At 31.3% G+C, this 2,493-nt stretch carries 2 protein-coding genes and 1 pseudogene; all 3 read left to right on the top strand.

The features are described 5' to 3' along the window. Positions 1–847: EamA family transporter (locus tag J6V67_RS06135; protein ID WP_367205778.1), on the top strand; the 847-nt coding region annotated here is incomplete at its 5' end. A gap of 42 nt (positions 848–889) precedes the next feature. Next, entirely contained in the window at positions 890–2,287 is a 1,398-nt protein-coding gene (gene murJ / locus J6V67_RS06130) for a murein biosynthesis integral membrane protein MurJ (RefSeq protein WP_291860249.1), read from the top strand. After that, positions 2,274–2,493 (top strand): annotated as a pseudogene (locus J6V67_RS06125) (cysteine--tRNA ligase); the annotation flags it as partial. The gene murJ and the pseudogene J6V67_RS06125, both read left to right, overlap by 14 nt.

Genomic DNA, 2,493 nt, shown 5'->3' with positions numbered 1-2,493 from the left:
TTTATGGGTAACAACTTTGATATGTGCATTCTCATTTCCACTTATTGGATACTATATCGTCGAAGTTGTTGATAACTATTTTGCTATACTTTTTCGTTCTTGTATAGCGTTTTTGATATTTTTACCATTTTTAAATTTAAAGTTAAAATTTGATTTAAAGCTAAAATTAATCACTATTGGCGGCCTACAAATTGGTCTTATGAGTATATTTTACTACCATTCATTTTTATATCTTAGCGTAAGCGAAGTTGCTCTTTTTACTATATTTACACCATTTTATCTAAGCCTAATCTATGATCTTATATCATGCAAATTTAAAAAACTATACTTAATTAGCATTACTTTATGTATAATTGGTGCTTTTATTATTAAATTTGAAAGTTGGAGCCTTAATTCTTTATATGGATTTATACTCGTGCAGATGGCAAATATCTGCTTTGGGGCAGCACAAGCATTTTATAAGCTTACTTGTAAAAATTTAAAAGATAATAGATCAAATTTTGGATATTTTTATCTTGGGGCGGTTTTGGTTTCAGGAGTTAGCTTTATTCTCTTTGGGAATTTTACAATGCTTCCACAAAATTTACAAAGCTGGGTAGTTTTACTCTACCTTGGTGTAGTAGCTTCTGGGTTTGGCTATTATTTGTGGAGTAGCGGCTCGCTTATGGTAGATAGTGGCACTTTAGCAATTATGAATAATGCTATAATTCCAATAGCAATTTTAGTAAATGCAATTTTTTGGGGAGTAGATTTTGATATTTATAAGATGACAATCGGTGGATTTTTGATTGTTTTAGCCCTATTTTTACAGAGTAAGTTTGAGAAATTTTATAAAAAATCAAATTAATTTTAAGTATAATACATAATTTTTAAATTTGGGATTTGATAGTTGCTGCGACATTTCTTTACAAATAGTATCGGGATTTTATGTTCTAGAGTGCTTGGATTTATTAGAGATTTAATGACGGCAAATGCTCTTGGTGCAAGTATTTGGAGTGATATATTTTTTGTAGCGTTTAAGCTGCCTAATCTATTTCGTAGACTCTTTGGAGAGGGTGCATTTTCTCAAGCCTTTATGCCAAATTTAGTAAAAGTTAGTCAAAAAGGTTTATTTTGCGCTGAAATTTTAATCAAACTTAGCCTTGCGATGCTTGGTCTTAGTCTTATTGTGATGCTCTTTGCTCCGCTAGCTACTAAGGCGCTTGCATTTGGATTTAGTCCTGAGACAATTGCTCTAGCTGTTCCATTAGTAAGAATAAATTTTTGGTATCTTTTGGCAATTTTTATTGTTACACTACTCTCAGCACTTCTTCAATATAAAAATCACTTTGCCACTACGGCTTTTAGTACAGCTTTGCTAAATATCTCGATGATAACTGCTCTGTTTTTAGCATTAAATTTAGACCAAAAAAGTGCTGCAATGTATCTTAGCTGGGGGGTTGTAGCTGGAGGAATGTTGCAGGTTTTATCTCATATTATCGCACTTAAAAGATTAAATTTACTCCGTTTATTAAGTCTTGGAATTATCAAATTTGCAAAAGGTAAAAGAGCCAAAGCTAAAGGCTTTTGGCAAAATTTTGGCCATGGAATTATTGGTAGTAGCGCCAATCAACTAAGTGACTTTATCTCCACTTTTATTGCTAGTTTTCTAGCTACTGGTGCAATTAGCTACCTATACTACGCAAATAGAATCTTTCAATTACCTTTAGCGCTTTTTGCTATTGCACTCTCTATGGCAATATTTCCTAAAATCGCCAAAGCAATAAAATCTAACAACGATACAAACGCCATAAATTTGCTAAAAAAAAGCTTTAGTTTACTATTTTTCTTATTGATTTTTTCTACTATTGGTGGATTTGTTTTAGCTAATGAGATTATTTGGCTACTATTTGAAAGGGGTGAATTTAACACTAACAATACTATAGAATCAGCTAAGGTCTTACAAATGTATATGTTAGGACTTTTACCTTTTGGGCTTTATAAGCTCTTTTCGCTCTGGCTATATGCTAAAATGCAGCAAAAAATCGCTGCTAAAATAGCTATATATTCACTTTTTATAAATACTGCTTTATGCTTGCTTCTTTTTAAACCTTTAGGAGCAAGCGGACTAGCACTTGCTGGGAGTATTAGCGGACTATTTTTACTAGGATATGCGATTTTTGTATTTGGAATTAGGCAATTTTTGGATATAATCTTTAATAGGATAAATCTAATAACTATAATCTTAGCAGTAATTTTTGGCTATTTATTAATAGAATTAAAGGATATAATATATGCAAATTTATGATACAGTTTTAAAACAAAAAGTTAAACTTGTTCCACTTAATGGCAATGATATAAATATCTATGTCTGCGGACCAACTGTTTATGATGATGCGCATCTAGGGCATGCAAAATCTAGTATTAGCTTTGATCTGCTTAGGCGAGTTTTAATCTCTCTTGGATATAATGTTAAATTTGTAAAAAACTTCACTGATATAGATGATAAAATTT

This window comes from Campylobacter sp., assembly GCF_017646085.1.
Lineage (GTDB): Bacteria > Campylobacterota > Campylobacteria > Campylobacterales > Campylobacteraceae > Campylobacter.
This window is presented reverse-complemented; position numbering and strand designations above follow the sequence as displayed.